This is a genomic window from Flavobacterium galactosi (assembly GCF_048158585.1).
Classification (GTDB): Bacteria; Bacteroidota; Bacteroidia; order Flavobacteriales; family Flavobacteriaceae; genus Flavobacterium; species Flavobacterium galactosi.
The window spans coordinates 166,664-185,159 of the sequence record NZ_JBLNKV010000005.1 but is presented as its reverse complement, the minus strand read 5'-3'; the positions used below and the strand labels follow the sequence as shown (position 1 = coordinate 185,159).

The window sequence follows — 18,496 nt, the reverse complement described above, 5'->3', positions numbered from 1 at the left end:
AATTGGAGTTAGGGACAAAAGAGTCCCTACTCCATTAACGATTTAAACCCTATGGATTTTATTCAATACAAAGAGACCTTTACACATGATGCCCATAAAAAAGGCTATTTAGAACAGAATATTAAACGCTGTCTGGATTATGCTGAAGTTTTATTTGCACATGATATTCCTGTAATTTATAATCCAACCCATTTATCACTTCTGGTCGGATACAAAAAAGAATTTTTAAAAAAAGCGGCTCTTTATCCAAAACGTTATTATCGGGATTTTGAGATTTCCAAAAAAAATGGCAGCAAACGGCTTATTTCTGAGCCACTTCCAAGTTTGAAAGAAATCCAAATTTGGATTCTCAGAAACATCCTTTATAAAGTGCCTGTTAGCCCTTTTGCGAAAGCGTATAAACCCAATGTAACTATCCTAGAAAACCTTAGATTCCATAAAAACCAACCCAAAGTTTTCACGCTGGATTTAGAACATTTCTTTCCATCCATTGGCTTTGATGCCGTTGAAAAAGAATTTCTTGAATTGGGGTATTCCAAAATGGTTTCAAAACTGCTTTCAAAATTATGTCTCCGTGACGGAAGTTTGCCACAAGGTGCGCCAACGAGTCCGTGTCTTTCGAATTTGATTTTCAAAGAAGCCGATGCGGTGATTTCTGATTATTGCATCCAACACAAAATAAGATACACCCGTTATGCAGACGATTTGAGTTTTTCCGGAGACTTTGACGAGAAAAAACTACTCCATAAAGTAATTGAAACCGTCGAAAAATTAAATTTTCATATCAATAAAACCAAAACCAGACTCATGACGCCCAACGGCCGCCAAACTGTTACGGGAATTGTGGTTAATGAAAAACCGCAAGTCGCATTTCATAAACGTAATGATTTGAGACAGGTAATGTATTACATCAATAAATTTGGTTTCGAGGAACACCGAGAATACAAAGAGATTGATCAAAAGAATTATCTGGAACATCTATTAGGAAAAATAAATTTTGTACTGCAAATAAACCCAAAAGACGCGGAATTTATAGGCTACAAATCCATACTGATTAACTTAAAAAAGAAACAAGATTTAAAAACAATGGAAGACGAATTATTACCAATATGAAAGGAATCATACTTCTCCTGAAAATTAAAAAAAGCTCCAAAGGGAGCTTTTTAAATAAATTAACTTTAAAATTTATATGGCATGAAAAAAATAACCGTGATTATCGTAACCTTGTTTTTTTCTACTTTTCTATTGGCACAAACAACATGGAAAGCAGATCCAATGCATTCAAAACTAACGTTTAGCACAGTGCATCATGGCATTTCTGATATTGCCGGATTATTCAAAATATTTGAGATAACCGCTACAGCTAACAAAACTGATTTTAGTGATGGCACTTTTGAACTTTCAACTGAAGTAGCCTCCATCAATACCGAAGTGGAAATACGGGATAATCATTTACGAAGTGCTGAATTCTTTGAAGTAGAAAAATATCCAAAAATGATTTTTAAAAGTACCTCCATAAAAAAATTCGGAAAAGAAAAAGGTAAATACAAACTAATAGGCAACCTCACGCTACACGGAATTACCAAGCCGGTTACTCTCAATATGTCGTATAGAGGAACTATAGTAAATCCGCAATCAAAAGCGATCACAGCCGGATTTCAGTTTAGCGGAATTCTAAAACGTTCTGATTTTGGTATTGGTCCAAAATTTCCTGCACCGATGATTAGTGATGAAGTAACAATTAAAGCTGATAGTGAATTCATCAAGGAATAATTTTTTATAATCAATTGTGAAAAAATTTGCCAATACTTTAGGTTAAAATAATTATAGAAAAACAATTCCCTTCTGACAAACAGTCCTGAAAAACGGTAACTTTTTCAGGACTACTTCATTCATAATAAAATACTTAATTCTTATTTAACAACAAAAAATTGATTAAATTTGATAGTATAAATAATCCATTAACAGGATGTTTTTTTGCGCTTCTGGATATTTAGATTAAAGTAAAAACCTAATCAAAATGATATGGAGAACATGAAAAAAAAAAAAAATCGCAGTTGTCAATGATCCCACTTCAGAAAAAATTGCTATGAATGGTTTTCAACTTGCTCTTCAACTAAATGCTGAAATTGCAATATTAAGCGTTGTTGACTTAACAATGCTTATAACCGAAGGCGCTGTCACTCCTAAGGAATTTGCAGATATCTCAATAAACGACTACCAAAAAAAACCAACAAATGCTTGTTGACACCATATTTAAGGATTATAAAGTTAGGACTTTTGTAGCAGAAGGAATCCCATATGAAGTAATTTTGAATGTGGCAAAACAATGGGATGCAGATATAATTGTTTTGGGCACACATGGCAGAACAGGATTTTCACATTTAATTATGGGCAGTGTCGCTGAAAAAGTAATCCGGCATTCAGAAATACCGATATTCATAATACCAATTAGGTCCTGATAGAAAAAATTCATCCTAACAGAACGTATGCGGAAGAAACAATTCACAGATCAATTGTAAACTGTTAGTTACAGATTTGATAATTACAACAATGATAATTATAAAAATAATCCAGAATGGCATTTATAGACTATTACAAAATCCTTGAAGTGGATAAAAAAGCAACGGAAGCCGATATTAAAAAGGCGTATCGAAAAATGGCCCGAAAATACCATCCCGACTTAAATCCAAACGATAAGGAAGCCGAAAGAAAATTCAAAGAAATAAATGAGGCCAATGAGGTTTTGAGCCATGCTGAGAATCGTAAAAAATATGATGAGTATGGTGAAAACTGGCAACATGCTGAGCAATATGAGCAAGCAAAACAGCAAGGACACTATTCGAGAGGCGGACAACAAGATGGTTTTGGAGGATTTAGTGGCGGTGGTGATTTTTCAGATTTTTTTGAATCTATGTTTGGTGGTCGTGCATCAGGAGGTGGCGGTCGCGGTCGTAGTGCCCAATATAAAGGACAAGATTTCAGTACTGAATTGCACCTAGACCTAAAAGAAGTTTACACCACCCACAAACGAACCTTAACTATCAATGGCAAAAACATCCGAATTACTATTCCTGCCGGAGTGGAGAATGGTCAGCAAATAAAAATTAGCGGACTTGGAGGAGAAGGCGCCGGTGGTGGACCAAAAGGAGATTTGTATATCACCTTCACTGTTGAAAACCACACTAATTTTAAACTGGATAAACACAATTTATATTCCACAGTGGATTTAGATTTATACACCGCCATATTAGGTGGAGAAATCACCGCAGATACATTTGACGGAAAAGTAAAGCTTACGGTAAAACCAGGAACCCAAAACGGAACTAAAATAAAACTGAAAGGAAAAGGATTTCCTATTTATAAAAAAGAAGGAGAATTTGGTGATTTATACATTACCTATCAGGTACAAATCCCCAGAAACCTTACTGAAAAAGAAAAAGAATTATTTACGGAACTTGCTAAGTTAAGAACGACATGAACATAGAAAACCTCATCCCCTTACCTACATTAAGTACCCATTACAAAGTTGAAATGGCATTTTTTAACAATCTCAGCGAGATGGGTTTACTCGAAATTAAAACAATCGAAGAGACACAATATATTCATCCAGACGCTATCTTCGAAATTGAAAAAATAATTCGGATGCATCAGGAATTAGACGTTAATATCGAAGGAATTGATGTTGTATTTAATCTTTTACAAAAAATAGAAGACTTGCAAAATGAATTAATCACCATTAAAAACAGATTGCGGTTGTACGAAAGTTGATTTGTATAAATAAAGGAGCTTACTTAGAATACTATTCTACTTTCATCACAACTATAAGTTTGATTTTCAATACTTTATAAATACTATATTTCCAACATCTATTTCATTATATAAGAATATTTCTAAAATCAATTTTTTCTGGATTTAGTACTATTCACGCCTGCCTCCCATTTCAATTCCCCACTGTATTTCCTTTTATAAAATTCCAATTTATAAATGAAAGAACCACTCCATAAATGGCTAATTTCACCTTCCTTTTCTTAAAATTTATTTTTCCCGATAAAACCATCAAAAAAACAGACGAACAACAACTAAAAGCACTGTAAATCAGTGAAATAATCGTATATTTGGGTAGCCATTTTTCTGTTAAAAATTAATTCATCCGCTTATGGATAATTTTTCTAAAATAATCGAAATATTCAAAGGTTTTTTACTTGAAATTGGTGAACTCTCCTATTTTGCAGGTCGTTTTTTTAAAGAAGTTTTTAAGCACCCTTCAGAATTCAGGGAATTTATTCGCCAATGCTATTATATGGGAAACCGTTCCTTGCTTCTTGTTGCTGTTACGGGATTCATCATCGGTCTGGTTTTTACATTGCAATCACGTCCTACTTTACAAGAATTTGGTGCCGTTTCCTGGATGCCATCTATGGTGAGTATTTCGCTTATTAGAGAAATTGGGCCTATAATTACCGCTTTGATTTGTGCCGGACGTATCGGTTCCGGTATTGGTGCAGAATTAGGCTCGATGAGGGTTACGGAACAAATTGATGCTATGGAAGTTTCAGGAACGAATCCTTTTAAATATTTAGTGGTTACTCGCATATTAGCAACCACTTTTATGCTTCCTGTTTTGGTTTTTTTTGGAGATGCTATCGCAATTTTTGGTTCCTTTTTGGTGGAAAACATCAAAGGAAATGTGTCTTTTTTATTGTATTACAATCAAGTTTTTGATGCGTTAGAATTTGGCGATTTAATACCTGCAACGATTAAAACTTTCTTTTTTGGATTTGCCATAGGATTAGTGGGCTGTTTTAAGGGATATTATTGTAAAAAAGGGACTGCTGGTGTGGGCTTAGCGGCCAATTCTGCGGTGGTTTTCACCTCTATGTTACTCTTTATTATTGACTTTATTGCTGTTTTTGTTACTGATATTTTTTATGATCTATAACTGATTATGAGTACGACAATACAAAATAAAAACCCTATTATAGAAATCAAAGACTTACAAAAAAGCTATGGTGATAATCATGTTTTGGATGGTTTTCATATGGTTTTGTACGAGGGTGAAAATCTGGTTATCATGGGTAAATCCGGTTCTGGAAAATCAGTAATGATAAAATGCTTAATTGGACTAGAAGAGCATGACAGCGGCTCTATTGTAGTGATGGGAAAAGAGATTAGTGAACTAGACCATGAAGAATTAGATGAACTTCGAACAGAAGTTGGCTTTCTTTTTCAAGGAAGTGCACTTTATGATTCCATGACTGTTAGGGAAAATCTGGAATTCCCATTGCGCCGTCACAAAAAAAAATTTGGAAAAATAAAAGACACCACACCATTAGTGATGGAGGCTTTGGAAAACGTAGGTTTAGCTCATACTCTTAATTTAATGCCTGAAGAACTTTCGGGAGGAATGAAACGAAGAATTGCCTTGGCACGAACTTTAATTCTCCAACCTAAAATTATTCTTTATGACGAACCAACTACTGGGTTAGACCCTATAACTGCCAAAGAAATTTTGTTGTTAATGATGTCTATCCAAAAAAAATACAACACTTCGGCAATTATCATCACACATGATGTGGATTGCGCCCGAATGATTTCGAACAGGATGATTTTATTGGTCGATGGTATCAATTATATCGAAGGCAGTTTTGAGGAATTATCAATCTCAACTGATCCTAAAGTACAAGCTTTTTTTAAATAAGAATAAAAATGGAAAAAACGACATCACAAAAAATACGCCTTGGAATTTTTGTAATAATCGGGATAATAATTTTTATACTTGCCGTTTATTTCATTGGCGACAAACAAAAAATGTTTGGAAAAACCAATCATTTAAATGCAATTTTCAATAACGTGAGTGGTTTACAGTTAGGCAATAATGTACGTTATTCCGGAATAAATGTCGGGACAGTTCGTGCAATAGAAATGATTAATGATTCTACAATAAAAGTAGACATGCTCATTGATAATGCCATTTTTCGTCACATTAGAAAAAATGCTGTTGCCACTATAGGCTCAGATGGTTTAGTAGGAAACATGATCATAAATATTATTCCGGGGAAAGGGACAGAAGCTTCTGTAGCACCGGGAGATAAAATTCAATCCTTAAGTCGTATTCGCACAGATGACCTACTCAATACACTTGGAGTAACCAATAAAAACGCAGCACTTCTTACGGCTGATTTACTTAAAATCACAAAGGAAATCACTGAAGGAAAAGGAACTATAGGTTTATTAATTAAAGATTCCATCTTGGCAACAGACCTGAAAGAAACCGTGCATTATTTAAAAATCACAGGGAAAGGGACTTCAGAGTCCGTAACAAAATTAAACAGACTCATTTCTTCATTGGACAATAAAGAGAATGTAATAGGTGTTTTGAAAGACACGGCCGTAGCTAATAATATTAAAACTGTAGTCCAAAATTTAGATAAATCAAGTACAGATATAAATAAAATGGTAACCAATCTTAACGCGACAATTGCAAATATAAAAGACGGAAAAGGTGCCCTAAATTACCTTTCGAATGATCCAAAACTAGTACAAAAAATAGATTCTACAATGAGTAATATTAGCCAAGCCAGTTCACTGCTAAATGAAAACATGAAAGCTTTGAGACACAATTTCTTATTTAGGGGTTATTTTAAAAAACAGGAAAAAGCAAAATTGAAAGAGCAGAAAAAATAGGAGATTTTATCCGTATCGGATAAAGAAATTACAAAAAATGAACTCATGGTTACTATAGAAAAACTTGGTATTATACTAAGCCCAACTGAAATGACTTTTGAAAATACAGGAGTTTTAAATCCTGGTATTTATCAAGATGGAAACACAGTACATATTTTATACAGAGCGGTACAGAAAGGAAATTTATCTACCATTGGATACGCCAGAACAGAAGGCCCGATAAAAATAGTTGAAAGAGCAGAAAAACCTGTCATTACGAAGGACTTTGATTATGAGAAACAAGGAGTTGAAGACCCAAGAATTGTAAAAATTGAAGGTACATATTACATAACTTACACTGCTTATGACGGTGTCAACGCTATAGGAGCCCTTGCTACTTCAAAAGATTTGATTCATTTTGAAAAACAGGGAATAATAACGCCGCAAATTAACTATCAAGAATATGAAAGTCATGTAAATTTGTGTAATGCGAGTAAGCTAAACCCAAAATACCATGAATATTTTAATCTTTTTGCACAAATAGGACTCGAAAGCGATAAAACCCGAATACTACGCGATAAAGATGTGGTATTGTTTCCAAGGAAAATAAATGGACGATTTGTCCTTTTGCATAGAATTTGGCCGGGTATTCAAATTGTAAAATTTGACAACTGGAAAGATTTAACTTTATCTTTTTGGGAAAAATATCTGAAGAACTTAACCGATCATATTGTTTTAGATCCAAAAGATGCTTACGAAATGAGTTACATTGGAGCTGGAGTTCCACCAATAGAAACTCCTGATGGATGGTTGCTAATTTATCATGGGGTACACGAAACAACAACGGGCAAAATCTATCATGCTAAGGCTGCCTTGTTGCATTTAGAAAAACCTGAAATGGAGATATCCAGACTCCCCTATCCGCTCTTCTCTCCTACCAAACAATGGGAAATAGAAGGCGAAGACAACGATGTCGTATTCCCAACCGGTCATGCCGTGTTCGGGAATGAGCTTTATATATACTATGGTGCAGCTGACAAACATATTGCCGTTGCTAAAATGAATATCAACGAATTGCTACTTGAATTAAGAAAGCAACCTTAAAAAAAGCGCTATGAAATTTGAAAAAGTAATAAAAATGCTAATTGTAAGTTCTTATTCGCCAAGAGAATGCGGCATAGCGACTTTTTCTAATGACATTGTAAATGCTGTGGAAATTGTTTTTGGGGAAACACTTCCTGTCGAGGTTTGTGCTTTGCAAAATAGTGACCAAAACTTCTCCTATAATGCTGAAGTAACCTATATATTGCCTGTTGATTCATTAGAGCATTATAGGCTCGTTGCAGAGAAAATAAACGAACGAAATGACATTGGTTTAGTTTGTATTCAACATGAATTTGGCCTTTTTAGAGGAGATTATGGCGATTATATTCTCTCTTTTATATTAGCGCTAAACAAACCAATTGTCACCGTTTTTCATACTGTGCTCCCAAACCCAGATGAAAAAAGAAAGAAAATTGTTCATGCCATAGCTGATTTATCCGATAGAATTATTGTGCTTACCAAAAATTCAGAAGCTATTTTGACTAGAGATTACGAATTGCCTAAAATGAAAACAATCGTAATTCCGCATGGCAATCATACTGTATTATGGGAACAAAAAGAGGAATTGAAAAAAAAATATGATTTCTCCAATAAAATAGTAATGTCAACATTTGGTTTAATCAGTAAAAACAAAGGCATCGAAACCGTATTACACGCTTTGCCGGAAATTGTCAAGAAACATCCTGAAGTGATTTATTTAGTAATTGGCAAAACGCATCCTGAAATAATTTGTTGCGAAGGGGAAAAATATCGGGATATCCTTACTGGTATTGTCCATGAACTCCGTTTGGAAAACAATGTTATTTTTATCAATGAATATCTTCAATTGTGGCAATTACTGGAATATTTAACGGTATCAGACATCTATTTGTTTTCTTCTAAAGACCCCAATCAGGCCGTAAGTGGCACTTTTGCTTATGCAATGAGCTGTGGTTGTGCCGTTATTTCCACGCCTATTCCACATGCCGTAGAAACTCTTGTAAATGGAAACGGAATATTATTGAATGGATTTGATAAACCAGAAGAATTCGAAAAAGCAATTTTGTATCTTATCGAAAACAAAGAGCAACGGGTTACTATGGGCAAAAATGCATTTTCATTGGCACATGCCACAACATGGGAGAATATTGCTATTCAATATCGGCTATTATTTGACCAATTGACGAATCGGGAAGAAGATTTAAAGTTTAATTTTCCTCCAATAAAATTAGACCATATTAAGAAACTCACCACCGATTTTGGAATCCTTCAATTTTCAAAATTCAGTCAGCCTGATCCTGAATCTGGTTATACTTTGGATGATAATGCCAGAGCTTTAATCAATATGGTGCTATATAACAAAGTGTTCCCTGACAAACATGTCTTGAAGCTTGCAAATATCTATTTAAACTTTATAGAAGGCATTCAACGAAACAATGGCTGGTTTGATAATTACAAAGACTTCGACCATCAATTAACAAAACAAAATGGAGAAGTAAATCTTGAAGATGCAAACGGGAGAGCTTTATGGAGTTTAGGAACCGTAATTGCACATAGAGAATCGGTACCTGCGGAAATGATTTTACGGGCAGAAAAATGTTGGAATAAAGCAATCAAAAGAATTGACGACATTAAATCCCCAAGAGCCATAGCCTATGCTTTGAAAGGACTGTACCATTATTATTCAGCTTATAAAGAAGATCCTATAAAGCAGAATATAGAAAAATTTGCCGATGAACTTTTGCGTCATTACAACATTAATTCAGCAGAAAATTGGTGCTGGTATGAAGATTATATGACCTATGCGAATAACGTTTTGCCGGAAGCCATGATGTACAGTTATTTAGTTACTGGAAAACTGAAATATAAAAAAATTGCAGCCATCACATTTGATTTTCTCCTTTCTCAATATTTCATGAAAGGACAGTTAAAAGTAATCTCAAACAGAGGTTGGTTCAAGAAAGAAAATGAAAGGATTTTCTACGGAGAGCAGCCTATTGAAGTAGCCACTACAATTATTGCCTTGGATTTATTCTATGAAGTAACTAAAAATAAAAAGTACAAAGACCAATTAAAACTGGCTTTTATCTGGTTTTTAGGGAATAACCATCTGAAACAAATCATGTATAATCCTGAAAATGGTGCTTCCTATGATGGATTGGAGGATAAACACATCAACATCAATCAAGGTGCGGAGTCTACCTTATGCTATTTTAAAGCGAGATTAATTATGGAAAAATATTCCTAGAATAAACAAATTTTATTCTAGGATTTCTGTTTTGAAAACAACAATTATAAAAGACTTATTTCTATTCAACAGCATCTTAATTTGGGCGTGCCCCTGCGTAAAAACTTCGGGTCGTGCTGTGCGTTCCCGCTTTTTTCTAGAGGCAAAAAAGCCTCTAGAAAAAGAGCTCCTCTACCATCACTCACGCAAAAAAACGGTAAATTATAACATTAAGCCTTCCAAATAAACAAATTCAGCACGTATGTAATTTGTCTATTTATAAATGCTTTTTAAATACTTTTCAATGCTTCGATTAGCAAATGAATATCTTCTTTTGAGTTATAATGACTTAAAGAAATGCGTAAACTTGGTTTCTTCAAATCTTCATTCGAAAGCATTTCCGCTAATACATGTGAGGGTTTTATACTTCCGCTTTGGCAGGCGCTTCCGCGGGAAACTGCAATTCCTTTCATGTCTAAATGGAATAAAATCATAGCTGTTTTATCTTCTGAAAAAGGCAATAAAACATTCAATATATTATAAAATCCATCAACGCTTCCATTGATTACAAAAGCTGGAAATTCAATTTCGAGTTGGGCAATCAAGTAATTTTTTAATTCAGAGATATGATTCCTTTCTGTTTCTAAATTAGTATAGGAAAGCTCCAGTGCTTTTGCCATTCCCGCAATTTGATGCAAAGCTTCCGTTCCTGCCCGTAATCCTTTTTCCTGGTCGCCACCAAAAAACAAGGGTTGTAAACCGGAGTTTTTTCGAATAAATGCAAACCCAACGCCTTTGGGACCGTGAAATTTATGAGCGCTTGCCACAATAAAATTAATGGGTAGTGCTTGTAAATCAATTGCTATTTTTCCAACGGACTGTACCGTATCGGAATGAAACAAGACATTGTGTTCTTGGCAAATAAGTCCTACTCTATCCAAGTCTAAAACAGTTCCAGTTTCATTATTCACATGCATCAAGCTTACCAACGTTTTCTTTTCCTGAGAAAGCAGTTCTACTAAATCAGTGATATCAATTTCGCCATTTGGCTTGACAGCCACGTAATCAACCTGAATACCGTATTCGCTTTGCAAAACTAAAATTGTATATAAAACGGCGTGATGCTCGATTTTGCTGGTAATGATTCGCTCTACTTTCAAATCTTTAACGGCAGAACGAAGAATCCAATTATTGGCTTCAGTACCACAGGAAGCAAAAATTATTTCTTGCGCGGTACCATTCAACTGTTTTGCAATTGATTTTCTGGAAAGCTCTAAAATACTTTTGGCATTACGGCCAAAACTATGCGTTGACGATGGATTTCCATAATCTTCGGTCATAACTTTGGTCATTTCTTGAATAACTTCCGGACGAATTGCTGTTGTAGAAGCATTATCGAGATATACTTTTTTCATTTTTTGAAATTATAAAAATTATTTTGAAGCTTCCAGTTCTGATGGTATGGCTTTCAATTTTCTGAAAAAAATTAATTTTTTATTAAAAACAACTATCGAAACCAAAATCAGAAAATAGGAAAACAATTGAAGAGTAGTTACCTGTTCGTGGTAATAGAATATGGCCAATAAAAATCCAATTATTGGATTTATATAGATCATAATCCCTACTGCTGATGAATTAATTCCTTTTAGCGCATACAAATTTAAAAATAGAGGAATAATCGTAAAAAAGACTACAATTACAATCAAACAACTATAAAACAATGATTCTGTAGGCAAAGTTCCACTATAATTGGGATAAAAAGGCAAGAGAATTAGGGCTGTAAAAACCAATTGAATAGTCAAAACCAGGAATTTATCCAATTCACTATTCTTTCGTTGGCTCACTAAATACATCGCATAAGTTGCTGCTGTGATAAGGCTGTAGAAAATATCCTCAAAATGATTTAAAGACAATAAAATACAACTAAAAGCACTTATCATGACTGCAAACCACTGCCATTTGCTCAGCTTTTCTTTCAATATAAAAAAAGCTAATATCGTGGTTAAAATGGGACATATTAAATAGGCTAACGAAGCTGCTTTCACACTAACATGATTCATCACGTAGATAAAAACAAACCAGTTTGAAGATAAAAACGTCCCGCCTCCCAGCGTCAACACAATAACACTTCGTTTCTGTTTAACAGTCATACTTTTAAACTGATTCCAATTCTTTATTAAAACTTTTCTTCGAAACGAAAGATTAATCAATAACATAGTAATAACACTAAAAAAAACGCGGTAAAATAAAATATCCAAAGACGGGTATTTATGCAACGGTTTTAATGCTAAACTAAAAAATCCCCATACAAAAAAGGCAGAAAATGCAGCTAAATAATATTTGTTAAGTCTCATATATGCTATAAATTGAAGCAAAGGTAATGATTTCTATTCGCTTTGAATTGTCGTAATCTTCCATTTTTAGTAAAGCTTCAATAACCATTATTAGAAATTTAAAAGCCTAATATCCTGTTAAATTCTATGTTTTTGAATAGGAATGTAATTGGAACAAATTAAAAATTCTATTTTTGTTTCAAATAGTATAAAAAATGAAAAGAATTGTAAGTTTATTAGCCTTAGTAATGTTACTAAATGCTTGTGATGACGGTAATTTAACCCAAGAAGACATTAATTTTGAAGACATTACTACACAAAGTTGCGCTATCAATAATATCATCTATAAACTGAAAGATAAGGAATCATTACTTTTGGAAATTCCTCAAACATCCTTTACAAATGAACCCAATACTGTGGGCGAACCAACCATATTAGACATTGGTAGTGCCAATAGAGTTATATATCGTTTTTATAACGGAACAGTATCAACAGCTAACATTTGCGAAACTATCCCACCGGCAACCCCTATTGTAACGGATCAATGGACTGCTACTGATGGTAAAATACAAATATTTACTACTGCTGTAAAAACTACAAATACCACGAATAACAGTACCCGAATTACGGGCTACAATCACAATATCGTTTTCAAGAATATCACTTTTGCAAAAAATAGCGGTACTCAGGTTTATGAAACATTTCCTTTTGGAGACTATGTCACTACAGCAACTGCATTGCCATTTCTGTTTGATCAAACTGTAGAACAATGCAGCGTTTCGAAACAAATTTATAATTATACCAGTAGTGAAGCACTGATATTAGACATCGATCCGACTCTAATTACCAGCTCAGCTACGCCTCTAAATACTCCAAGAACCGGACTTATAGGTGCCACAGTTAACAAACTTACGTATCGATTATTTTCAGGTTTACTTACTTCAAGTTATTTCTGCGCCACAACAATTCCTACAACTCCAGCAGTAAGCGAAGAGTGGGTTGCGGCCTCAGGAGTGTCAAATGTGAGCGGAATTATTGAAGTAACCACCACCACTTTGGGTGCGGGATTTAAACATGTAATCGTGCTTAAAAATGTTACAATGAAGAAAGGAACTAACGATTTCAAGCTTGGAGACAGCTTCATTTATGGCGAACTTTTAACTACAAATTAAACGCAATTACAAGCCTAAAATCAGGCTTATTTTTACCCTCAAAAAGCGTCGATTCTCAAGATAATTTTCAACTGAAAATAGCTTAGAATCGACGCTTTTTTTATGCTTTAAAAAATCTAAAACAGGAATTACTTGGCGCTTTGCTTAATAAAAACTTCAGTTGCACCTTGACCGTATTTTTGATAATTCCCTTCTTGAAAAGCAATATTATCATACCGCCCTAATAAAAAATCCAGCTCTGCTTTTAGGATTCCTTCGCCCACACCATGAATAAAAACAATCTTTGGAATCCTATTGCGAATGGCAAATTCTATGTGCCGTTTTGCTGTATCGGTTTGCAAGGTCAGAATATCATAATTGGACATTCCGCGTTTATTGGGAACTAATTTCTCGATGTGCAAATCAAACTCCGGAGCTGAAATTTCGTATTTATCTTTGCGTTCTTTGACAAAACTTCTTGGTTTTGGAATTTCTTTCTCCTTCGAAATTTCATCTACATTAATTCTTCTGATAGAATCCATTAAATTACTGGAATCGTTTATTTTAAGCAACTCATTGACAAAAAATGTCATCGTAAATCCATCCTCTGTTTCGATTGTAACTTGGTTGTCTTTGACTGACAACACTACTCCGTTCATGGCTTCATCAAGCACTGAAACTTTATCTCCCTTATTAAACATTTTCATCATCTTTATCTTGATTTTTACTCGGTGTCTTAGCACTCAATTGCATCATTCCAAACATGAAAATAACAACTGCCACTACCATTACATATACATTTTTATCTGCCTTTACTTGCTCGTATAAAGCTATAATGATTGCAATAATCATTATGGGAATTAAAAACTTTTTCATCTCTTTAGGTATCAGATTCCAAAAGTAATGAATTTAAAATTGCATCAATTTATTATCTCAATCGTTTGTTATTTTTTCGTAAAATTGTAAAAACAAAAACCATTGGATTTAGAAAAATACATGCTCCCCTGTTTAAGTAAAACGCTCTTTGGAATAGAGTGTTTGGGCTGTGGTTTTCAAAGAGGTTTTTTGTTGCTTTTACAAGGCAATTTTGTAGCAGCTTTTAAGATGTATCCAGCTATTTATACAACGGTATTATTTCTGGCAATTGTTGGTTTAAATTTTATTGACAAACGAAATAATTATCAAAAATATATTATTGGAATAGCAATCATCAATGGACTATTTATGATTGTTGGTTATTTTTACAAACACTTTTAAGCGATGATTTTGTTTCTAAATTAGAGAGTCGCAAATCAAAAAATCGGTTTTGAATTCTAAAAAAAAGCAGCCAATAAATTAAACCATTTAAATTCTCACTAAGTCATAAAAATCATTATTTTTGAGATATGACTACTTCGATTAATTTGGCTATAAATTACTTTGAAGTTATCTATCAAAAACAAAAATGTACTCGCCTCTATTTTGATTTCAGCCTTTATGAAAAAAATCAACCTCAAAAAAATACCACTCCAAAAAACTGTCTTTTTTATAATTCTCCTTTTAGGCATCATTTATCTTTATTTTACCTGGATTCGTTTTAAAGACAACAGGACTGAAAGTGTATTGCAAATCGCAAAATCTATTGAAGTATCCTTACCAAAAGAAGCTTTAAAAGCACTTGAAATAAAACCATCCGATAGTAATAAACCCGAGTACAAAACTTTAAAAAATAGCCTAAAAGCTATAGTCAGTGTTAATCCCAAAGCAAGCTTTGCCTATTTATACACAAAAAGAAACGGTAAAATATACTTCATGGTCGATTCAGAACCTGAGAATTCTAAAGACTACTCTCCTCCCGGACAAGAATATACAGAAGCGGACGGACCAACTTTTAAAGCCATCAATAACGGAAATGATATAATCACAGAACCTTCTACTGACAGATGGGGAACTTGGGTCAGTGCTTATATACCCATAAAGGATGAAGCTACCGGTAAAACTATTGCCGTATATGGAATGGATTTTGATGCGAAATCATGGGATAACGCTTTACTATATGAAGTAATGGAATCTGGTCTGTTAGTATTACTACTTCTAATAACTGCCTTATTTTTATTTAAAATAATGGACAAGAATAAAATACTTAACTATGACATTATTAATCGAAAACTAGAAGAAAATAAATTACATACCGCATTATCAGTACTTAAAAAGAAAAATGACGAATTAGATCAATTTGCTTACATCGTTTCTCATGATCTGAAGGCTCCATTAAGAGCAATTTACAGTCTTTCGGAATGGATTATTGAAGATTTAACCACTGTTTCTGACGAAACAAATTCAAATTTCAAATTATTACAAGGTAGAATTCTAAGAATGGAAAACTTAATTAATGGTATTCTGGAATATTCCCGCATTGGAACAAAAAACATAGAACCGGAAAAGGTCGACTTACGTAAAATGTTGGAAGAAATAGTTGAAACTATTGTTCCCAATGAAGGGTATGAAATAAATATTGGCTACAATTTCCCAACTATTAGTACAGAAAAAATATTAATGCATCAGGTTTTCAGCAACTTGATAGGCAATGCGGTGAAATATAACGACAAACCTATTGGAAAAATTGAATGTAGCTATATTTCATTACCCGATTTTCATCAATTTACCGTAAAAGACAATGGACCGGGAATACCTGAAAAATACCAAGAAAAGGTATTTGGTGTTTTTCAAACCATATTAGCCCGAGATATTAAAGAAAGTACTGGTATAGGCTTGTCTATTGTAAAAAAAATTATCGAAGGAAAATCGGGAAGTATTTATATTGAATCTGACGGAAAGAATGGCAGCAGTTTTATTTTTACCATTCCTAAAAACCCAAAAGCGAGACTTTAATAGATTTCAGCCTTTTACAGACAATCAAACCAACAGGTAGAAAAATGCCAAACGGCTTCCTGTTTTGTTATATTTTTTTAGAATTTGTTCAAAAATGTTACCAATCAAAAAAAACATTCCATTCTCATCCAATCTACCAATTTCTTTGCTTCATTATTGCAACTGTTTCTAAAAAACATCTTACTTTTATCCTTTTAAATTAATAATTCAAACCCAATAATCGTGACAAAAGATCTGATTATCAAAAATATTAGCGCTTTAAAGAGTCATTTTTCCATTAACTACGGAATCAAGACAAAAACAGAAGCCTTTACGGAGAAACTATTCTATACATTATTTGATGCCAATGCTCCTTTAAATGAAAGCATCGATGAACTGGAAATACTATTTAAAGAAATCTCAGCGATTGCCTGTAAAAAACCACATTCATTATGCGATACCATTTGGGACAAATATCTTAAAACCTTACCATCGGTTCTTGAAAAACTGAATCAGGACGCAGCATACATTTTAGAAAATGATCCTGCTTCAAACAGTATTGAAGAAGTTTATTTGGCTTACCCAGGATTTTACGCAATTGCCATTTATAGATTAAGCCATGAATTGTATTTATTGGACTTATTACTTTTCTCCAGATTGATGAGCGAATATGCGCATCGCATTACGGGTACAGACATTCACGCAGGTGCAACTATTGCGTCGCCTTTCTTTATAGATCACGCCACCGGAATTGTAATTGGAGAAACAACAGTGATTGAAAAACACGTAAAAATTTACCAAGGAGTTACTTTAGGAGCATTAAGCGTAAGCAAAGACATGAAAAATGCAAAAAGACATCCTACCGTGGAGAAAAATGTTTGCATTTATGCCAATGCAACAATTCTAGGCGGAGAAACCGTCATTGGTAAAAACAGTATTATTGGAGGAAATGCTTGGGTTACCAAATCTATTCCTGAAAAATCTATTGTACTTAATACCACAACTACAGAAGTAAAAATAAAAGAGATAAATTAGCATGAAGCCACAAAAATTATTAGACCTGATTGGAAATACTCCTTTAGTGGAAACTGTTAATTTGATACAAAATAAAAACGTAAAACTTTTATTAAAGCTCGAAGGAAACAATCCCGGAGGCAGTGTAAAAGACAGAGCGGCTTACAATATGATTAAATCCGCACTGGAAAGAGGCGATATCAAAAAAGGCGACAAACTCATTGAAGCGACCAGTGGAAATACCGGAATTGCTTTGGCAATGATTGCCCAACTATTTAATATCGAAATTGAATTGGTTCTACCAGAAGATTCTACTAAAGAACGCACCCAAACCATGCGTGCTTATGGCGCGACCGTGATTTTAACACCTGCAGCAACCGGAATAATTGGTTCTAGAGATTATGCCGATAAAAAAGTGGCCGATGGCGGTTATATCATGTTGAATCAGTTTGCAAATGATGACAACTGGAAAGCGCATTATAAAACGACAGGTCCAGAAATTTGGAATGATACCGATGGAACTGTAACGCATTTCATTTCCGCTATGGGAACTACGGGAACTATTATAGGAACTTCTACTTACTTGAAAGAGAAGAATCCGGCAATCCAAATTATAGGCGCACAACCAAGTGATGGCTCTCAAATTCCAGGAATCAGAAAATGGCCTCAAGAATATTTACCTAAAATTTTTGATGCTTCAAAAGTTGATACCATTATAGAAGTAACAGAAAAGGAAGCTCGCGATATGACCAAACGTTTGGCTCTTGAAGAAGGCGTTTTTGCAGGAATGAGCAGCGGAGGTTCTGTAGCAGCAGCCATAAAAATAGCCAATACTTTAGAATCGGGTGTGATTGTTGCCATTATTTGTGACCGTGGAGATCGTTATTTATCTTCGGATTTGTTTGATTAAAAAATTATGAATCAGCCTTCGTTTTCAGTATCTTTTTGATATAAAAGTAAGGCTGATTCTTTTGTGATTCTACTGGATTTTGTGTAAAATCATTTAAGTTTTAGTTTATTCATATTTCTTATTTGGTTTAAATTTTACCTTAAAATAGTTTTCTTTTTTAACCATATAAGAAATAGAAGATCATTTAAGTTTTAGTTTAAATTATTTGGCTTATCTGTCCTTATATTTCTTATGTAGTTTAAATTTGTCTTACTTTTTTACA

Annotated in this window: 19 protein-coding genes; 15 read left to right on the top strand and 4 right to left on the bottom strand. The window is 33.9% G+C overall.

The annotated features are described in order from the left end of the window. Positions 1 to 51 precede the first annotated feature (51 nt). From ACM55M_RS12285 to ACM55M_RS12240, 10 genes are all read left to right on the top strand, one after another. Complete coding sequence (locus tag ACM55M_RS12285; protein ID WP_416857964.1) at positions 52 to 1,113, top strand: reverse transcriptase domain-containing protein; 1,062 nt, start codon at positions 52 to 54, stop codon at positions 1,111 to 1,113. A gap of 81 nt (positions 1,114 to 1,194) precedes the next feature. After that, positions 1,195 to 1,773, top strand: coding sequence for a YceI family protein (locus ACM55M_RS12280; protein WP_416857963.1), 579 nt, complete (start codon positions 1,195 to 1,197; stop codon positions 1,771 to 1,773). 464 nt (positions 1,774 to 2,237) lie between these two features. Continuing rightward, positions 2,238 to 2,462, top strand: coding sequence for a universal stress protein (locus ACM55M_RS12275; RefSeq protein ID WP_416857962.1), 225 nt, complete (start codon positions 2,238 to 2,240; stop codon positions 2,460 to 2,462). A gap of 116 nt (positions 2,463 to 2,578) precedes the next feature. Then, positions 2,579 to 3,481 carry a DnaJ C-terminal domain-containing protein gene (locus ACM55M_RS12270; protein WP_416857961.1) on the top strand — a complete coding sequence of 301 codons (903 nt, stop codon included), beginning with the start codon at positions 2,579 to 2,581 and terminating at the stop codon, positions 3,479 to 3,481. Then, positions 3,478 to 3,771, top strand: a complete 294-nt coding sequence (locus ACM55M_RS12265; protein ID WP_416850444.1) for a chaperone modulator CbpM — start codon at positions 3,478 to 3,480, stop codon at positions 3,769 to 3,771. The genes ACM55M_RS12270 and ACM55M_RS12265 overlap by 4 nt, the downstream gene beginning before the upstream one ends. A gap of 388 nt (positions 3,772 to 4,159) precedes the next feature. After that, the gene (locus ACM55M_RS12260) at positions 4,160 to 4,942 is read left to right on the top strand and encodes an MlaE family ABC transporter permease (RefSeq protein WP_416850443.1); all 783 of its coding nucleotides are present in this window, start codon (positions 4,160 to 4,162) and stop codon (positions 4,940 to 4,942) included. Positions 4,943 to 4,948: 6 nt separating this feature from the next. After that, the gene (locus ACM55M_RS12255; RefSeq protein WP_416857960.1) at positions 4,949 to 5,701 is read left to right on the top strand and encodes an ABC transporter ATP-binding protein; all 753 of its coding nucleotides are present in this window, start codon (positions 4,949 to 4,951) and stop codon (positions 5,699 to 5,701) included. 8 nt (positions 5,702 to 5,709) lie between these two features. Further along, positions 5,710 to 6,687: an MlaD family protein gene (locus tag ACM55M_RS12250; protein ID WP_416857959.1), complete on the top strand. Its 978-nt coding sequence runs from the start codon at positions 5,710 to 5,712 to the stop codon at positions 6,685 to 6,687. Positions 6,688 to 6,732: 45 nt separating this feature from the next. Further along, a complete protein-coding gene (locus ACM55M_RS12245; protein WP_416857958.1) occupies positions 6,733 to 7,770 on the top strand; it encodes a glycoside hydrolase family 130 protein in 1,038 nt (345 codons plus the stop codon). 10 nt (positions 7,771 to 7,780) lie between these two features. After that, the gene (locus ACM55M_RS12240; protein ID WP_416857957.1) at positions 7,781 to 9,997 is read left to right on the top strand and encodes a glycosyltransferase; all 2,217 of its coding nucleotides are present in this window, start codon (positions 7,781 to 7,783) and stop codon (positions 9,995 to 9,997) included. A gap of 269 nt (positions 9,998 to 10,266) precedes the next feature. On the opposite strand, the gene ACM55M_RS12235 is transcribed toward ACM55M_RS12240, so the two are convergent. Both ACM55M_RS12235 and ACM55M_RS12230 read right to left on the bottom strand, forming a co-directional pair. Continuing rightward, entirely contained in the window at positions 10,267 to 11,391 is a 1,125-nt protein-coding gene (locus ACM55M_RS12235) for a cysteine desulfurase family protein (protein WP_416857956.1), read from the bottom strand. 18 nt (positions 11,392 to 11,409) lie between these two features. Further along, the gene (locus tag ACM55M_RS12230) at positions 11,410 to 12,330 is read right to left on the bottom strand and encodes an EamA family transporter (protein WP_416857955.1); all 921 of its coding nucleotides are present in this window, start codon (positions 12,328 to 12,330) and stop codon (positions 11,410 to 11,412) included. A 194-nt stretch (positions 12,331 to 12,524) separates the two neighbouring features. On the opposite strand from ACM55M_RS12230, the gene ACM55M_RS12225 reads away from it, so the two are divergent. Further along, positions 12,525 to 13,481 (top strand): hypothetical protein, encoded by a 957-nt coding sequence (locus ACM55M_RS12225; RefSeq protein WP_416857954.1) that lies wholly within the window; start codon positions 12,525 to 12,527, stop codon positions 13,479 to 13,481. A gap of 128 nt (positions 13,482 to 13,609) precedes the next feature. Here the strand turns inward: ACM55M_RS12225 and ACM55M_RS12220 are convergent, their stop codons facing one another. Further along, entirely contained in the window at positions 13,610 to 14,161 is a 552-nt protein-coding gene (locus tag ACM55M_RS12220; RefSeq protein WP_416858130.1) for a Smr/MutS family protein, read from the bottom strand. After that, positions 14,154 to 14,336, bottom strand: a complete 183-nt coding sequence (locus ACM55M_RS12215) for a hypothetical protein (RefSeq protein ID WP_416857953.1) — start codon at positions 14,334 to 14,336, stop codon at positions 14,154 to 14,156. Before ACM55M_RS12215 ends, ACM55M_RS12220 begins: the two co-directional genes overlap by 8 nt. A 102-nt stretch (positions 14,337 to 14,438) precedes the next feature. Between ACM55M_RS12215 and ACM55M_RS12210 the strand changes: the two genes are divergently transcribed. The 4 genes from ACM55M_RS12210 (at position 14,439) to cysM (ending at position 18,234) form a co-directional block, all read left to right on the top strand. Beyond that, positions 14,439 to 14,717, top strand: a complete 279-nt coding sequence (locus ACM55M_RS12210) for a DUF2752 domain-containing protein (RefSeq protein WP_416857952.1) — start codon at positions 14,439 to 14,441, stop codon at positions 14,715 to 14,717. A 219-nt stretch (positions 14,718 to 14,936) separates the two neighbouring features. Further along, positions 14,937 to 16,331 (top strand): ATP-binding protein, encoded by a 1,395-nt coding sequence (locus tag ACM55M_RS12205; RefSeq protein ID WP_416857951.1) that lies wholly within the window; start codon positions 14,937 to 14,939, stop codon positions 16,329 to 16,331. Between the two features lie 222 nt (positions 16,332 to 16,553). Then, the gene (gene epsC, locus ACM55M_RS12200; RefSeq protein ID WP_416857950.1) at positions 16,554 to 17,345 is read left to right on the top strand and encodes a serine O-acetyltransferase EpsC; all 792 of its coding nucleotides are present in this window, start codon (positions 16,554 to 16,556) and stop codon (positions 17,343 to 17,345) included. Between the two features lies 1 nt (position 17,346). Further along, complete coding sequence (gene cysM / locus ACM55M_RS12195) at positions 17,347 to 18,234, top strand: cysteine synthase CysM (RefSeq protein WP_416857949.1); 888 nt, start codon at positions 17,347 to 17,349, stop codon at positions 18,232 to 18,234. Positions 18,235 to 18,496: the final 262 nt, after the last annotated feature.

Bases quoted from the DNA above. Each gene is read 5' to 3' on its own strand.
- ACM55M_RS12285 (WP_416857964.1), top strand. From the start codon at position 52: ATGGATTTTATTCAATACAAAGAGACCTTTACACATGATGCCCATAAA.
- ACM55M_RS12280 (WP_416857963.1), top strand. From the start codon at position 1,195: ATGAAAAAAATAACCGTGATTATCGTAACCTTGTTTTTTTCTACTTTT.
- ACM55M_RS12275 (WP_416857962.1), top strand. From the start codon at position 2,238: ATGCTTGTTGACACCATATTTAAGGATTATAAAGTTAGGACTTTTGTA.
- ACM55M_RS12270 (WP_416857961.1), top strand. From the start codon at position 2,579: ATGGCATTTATAGACTATTACAAAATCCTTGAAGTGGATAAAAAAGCA.
- ACM55M_RS12265 (WP_416850444.1), top strand. From the start codon at position 3,478: ATGAACATAGAAAACCTCATCCCCTTACCTACATTAAGTACCCATTAC.
- ACM55M_RS12260 (WP_416850443.1), top strand. From the start codon at position 4,160: ATGGATAATTTTTCTAAAATAATCGAAATATTCAAAGGTTTTTTACTT.
- ACM55M_RS12255 (WP_416857960.1), top strand. From the start codon at position 4,949: ATGAGTACGACAATACAAAATAAAAACCCTATTATAGAAATCAAAGAC.
- ACM55M_RS12250 (WP_416857959.1), top strand. From the start codon at position 5,710: ATGGAAAAAACGACATCACAAAAAATACGCCTTGGAATTTTTGTAATA.
- ACM55M_RS12245 (WP_416857958.1), top strand. From the start codon at position 6,733: ATGGTTACTATAGAAAAACTTGGTATTATACTAAGCCCAACTGAAATG.
- ACM55M_RS12240 (WP_416857957.1), top strand. From the start codon at position 7,781: ATGAAATTTGAAAAAGTAATAAAAATGCTAATTGTAAGTTCTTATTCG.
- ACM55M_RS12235 (WP_416857956.1), bottom strand. From the start codon at position 11,391: ATGAAAAAAGTATATCTCGATAATGCTTCTACAACAGCAATTCGTCCG.
- ACM55M_RS12230 (WP_416857955.1), bottom strand. From the start codon at position 12,330: ATGAGACTTAACAAATATTATTTAGCTGCATTTTCTGCCTTTTTTGTA.
- ACM55M_RS12225 (WP_416857954.1), top strand. From the start codon at position 12,525: ATGAAAAGAATTGTAAGTTTATTAGCCTTAGTAATGTTACTAAATGCT.
- ACM55M_RS12220 (WP_416858130.1), bottom strand. From the start codon at position 14,161: ATGTTTAATAAGGGAGATAAAGTTTCAGTGCTTGATGAAGCCATGAAC.
- ACM55M_RS12215 (WP_416857953.1), bottom strand. From the start codon at position 14,336: ATGAAAAAGTTTTTAATTCCCATAATGATTATTGCAATCATTATAGCT.
- ACM55M_RS12205 (WP_416857951.1), top strand. From the start codon at position 14,937: ATGAAAAAAATCAACCTCAAAAAAATACCACTCCAAAAAACTGTCTTT.
- cysM (WP_416857949.1), top strand. From the start codon at position 17,347: ATGAAGCCACAAAAATTATTAGACCTGATTGGAAATACTCCTTTAGTG.